Origin of the sequence: Sphingopyxis sp. (genome assembly GCF_036402335.1) — a bacterium.
Classification (GTDB): domain Bacteria; phylum Pseudomonadota; class Alphaproteobacteria; order Sphingomonadales; family Sphingomonadaceae; genus Sphingopyxis.
Genome location: NZ_DASWTD010000500.1, coordinates 1 through 2,156 on the forward strand (window position 1 = coordinate 1; position 2,156 = coordinate 2,156).

Sequence of the window (2,156 nt, forward strand, 5' to 3'; positions counted from 1 at the left end):
CGGCGGCGGCAAGCGTCCCGCCGCGATGGGACCGGTGCTCGGATATGATATCGTGCTGAAACTGCATCGCAGCCTTGCCGTGCTCTTCGGCAAATATGGCTCGACGCTGGTCCATACCGGAATGATCAACGGCCTGCCGGGCTTCGTCACCCGCGAGGCCGACGGCGAACTGCAGACGACCGCGCTCGAGATCGAGGAGGGCAAGGTCACCGCCATCTATGTCATGCGCAACCCCGACAAGCTGAAGCACATGCACTAGGCTGCGACGCGGAGCGCCCCCGCGGCAACGAACAGGATGGCCGATACAAAGCAGGCCGCGGTGCGAACCGAGTTCCAGAGCGTCCATTCGCCGAGATAGCGCGTCCACAGCGCCGCGGCTTCGGGCGTGCCCGGCGCCGTCGCGGCGAGCGCGTTGTTAAGCGGCACGTTCAGCGCCATCGTCACCCCGTCGCAGCCGACGACATAAAGCAGTGCCGCGACGAGGACCAGCTTGCCGTCGAGCGTGCCGAGCGATCCCAGCGACAGCGCGCCGACGATCAGGCAGAGCAGGCCGGTCCCGAACAGCGCGGTCATGAAAGCCGGATTGATCACCGTGACGTTGATCGAATTCATCGCGGCGACGCCCTGTTCGGCCGGGATGCGCCCCAGCCCTGCCATGATGAAATTCGAAAAGCCGAAAAATACGCCGCCGACCAGCGCGGCGCCGAATGCGGTGGCAAAACTCAATCCGGTGACAAGATTGTCGGGCATATTGTTCCTCCCTGGGCTTCAGCGGGTCAGGCGATAGGCGATGCGATACATGTCCATCGACCCCGCACCCCCGCGCCGGGCCGAGAAGGTCAGCCGGCCCGGCGCCGACCAGTCGAGCATCGGGCCATAGCTGTCACCAACCGGATCGTTCACCGACGGCGGCAATATCACGCCCGCGTCATAGCGACCATCGTGCAATGTGGCCGCGAACAGGTCGATACGGTCGTTCTGCATGCTCGGTGCACGCGCAAAGACGATCGTCCGGCTGTCGGACAGGAAACTCGCGTCGAACTCGTCGCCGGTGGTGTTGATCGTGCCTGCAAGCGGCGCTGCATCTGTGAAACCCGACCTCCTTGCGCGGGCCGTATAAAGGTCGTGCCGCCCCGCACCGCCCGGCCGATCGCTGGAAAAGAGCAGCCGCTTTCCGTCGGGTGAGAGCATCGGTGCATATTCATCGTCGGCGCTGTTGATCCCTGCTCCCAGATTTTCGACGGCCCCGAAACCGCCGGGCACGACCGCGACCCTGTAGAGATCGTCTTTGCCCATCCCGCCGGGCCGGTCGGAGCAGAAATAGACGAAGCGCCCGTCGCGCGTGAAGGCGGGGTCGAAATCACGCCCCGGCGAATTGAACGGCACCGGCGTTGCGGGACCCCAATCCGAACCGGCGCGGCGCGACATCCAGATATCGTAACTGCCCGCACCGCCGGGCCGGTTGCGGCTGAACCACAAGGCGGTTTTGCCATCGGGACTGATCGTCAGGCGGATTTCGGCATCGCCGGTCGACGCGATCCCGGGCGCGAACAGTTCGGCTTCGCCGACGATCTCGATCACGGGCTCCGGAGGTGCTTGCGCGCCAGCGAGAAGCGCCATCGCAATGACGAACGCCACGTCAGAGCGCCCGCTCGAAATCGCTGATCCAGTTCGTCTCCCAGCTTTGGCCGCTGTCGGCCGAGAATGCCTGCTCCCAGCGTGCCGAAGTTGCGGTGATCCGTGACCAGAGGACGCGTGTCCTGATCGGGCGACCCTCGAAACTGTCATCGCCGAAGAAGGTCCCGACCCCGTTCGCGAAATTCCCGCGCACGGGCGGGGCGATCGTCGACGGGCTACGACCGTCGAGCCACCAGCTCAGCCATTCACCCGTCGCCGGATCGAGCGTGCGGACGCCGACACCGCGGAATGGCGCACCGGGAAAGTTCATGACGTTGTCGCCGGCGTTGCCGCGACCGCCGAGTACGGGCCAGTTGGCGAAACTCCCGTCGAAATCGATCCAGTCGCGGCTTCCTGCCAGCCGCTTCTTGAGCCTGCGGTGCCGGACCTTCCACGTGCCGGCGAGGAAGTCGAAATCGCGGCTGTTCGGTATCGGCACCTCGTCGTGCAAAAGCGGGAGCGGCGATGGCACGGCATTG

The 2,156-nt window shown here is 65.3% G+C and carries 3 protein-coding genes and 1 pseudogene; 1 reads left to right on the forward strand and 3 read right to left on the reverse strand.

The genetic code is table 11. From position 1 onward, the window contains the following. Positions 1-259: pseudogene (locus VGD20_RS16305) on the forward strand (RNA polymerase sigma factor SigJ); the annotation flags it as partial. Here VGD20_RS16305 and VGD20_RS16310 read toward each other — a convergent pair. The 3 genes from VGD20_RS16310 to VGD20_RS16320 form a co-directional block, all read right to left on the reverse strand. After that, positions 256-750, reverse strand: a complete 495-nt coding sequence (locus tag VGD20_RS16310; protein WP_331135451.1) for a DUF1772 domain-containing protein — start codon at positions 748-750, stop codon at positions 256-258. The pseudogene VGD20_RS16305 and the gene VGD20_RS16310 sit on opposite strands and share 4 nt — an antisense overlap. Before the next feature lie 18 nt (positions 751-768). Continuing rightward, positions 769-1,638: a hypothetical protein gene (locus VGD20_RS16315; RefSeq protein ID WP_331135452.1), complete on the reverse strand. Its 870-nt coding sequence runs from the start codon at positions 1,636-1,638 to the stop codon at positions 769-771. Between the two features lies 1 nt (position 1,639). Beyond that, on the reverse strand, positions 1,640-2,156 hold a 517-nt coding region (locus VGD20_RS16320), incomplete at its 5' end, for a hypothetical protein (protein ID WP_331135453.1).

What these genes read in the sequence shown, in the direction of transcription:
- VGD20_RS16310 (WP_331135451.1), bottom strand. Translation starts at nt 750, where the DNA reads ATGCCCGACAATCTTGTCACCGGATTGAGTTTTGCCACCGCATTCGGC.